This window comes from Bacillus sp. SIMBA_074 (genome assembly GCF_046534555.1).
GTDB classification, from domain to species: domain Bacteria; phylum Bacillota; class Bacilli; order Bacillales; family Bacillaceae_G; genus Bacillus_A; species Bacillus_A mycoides.
This window is the reverse complement of sequence record NZ_JAWRYM010001332.1, coordinates 1-231: the sequence shown is the minus strand read 5'-3', so window position 1 is coordinate 231 and position 231 is coordinate 1. Positions and strand designations below refer to the sequence as shown.

Sequence of the window (231 nt, the reverse complement as noted above, 5' to 3'; positions counted from 1 at the left end):
GCCCGACGAGCTCTCCGGCGGACAGCGCCAGCGCATCGCCCTCGCCCGAGCCCTCGCCGCCTCGCCGCGGCTGCTGCTGCTCGACGAGCCGTTCACCTCGCTCGACGTCGAGGCCGCGGCCCAGCTGCGCGAGGTCGTGCGCGAACAGCGCGGAGCCACCACGACGATCCTCGTCTCGCACGGCATCCTCGACGCCCAGGCTCTCGCGGAGCGGCTGGTGATCGTGCAGGC

At 74.5% G+C, this 231-nt stretch carries 1 protein-coding gene; it reads left to right on the top strand.

Going from position 1 to position 231, the window contains the following annotated elements:
• Nucleotides 1–231, top strand: a 231-nt coding sequence (locus tag SB773_RS35020) for an ATP-binding cassette domain-containing protein (RefSeq protein WP_410595198.1), incomplete at both ends; no start/stop codon positions are given.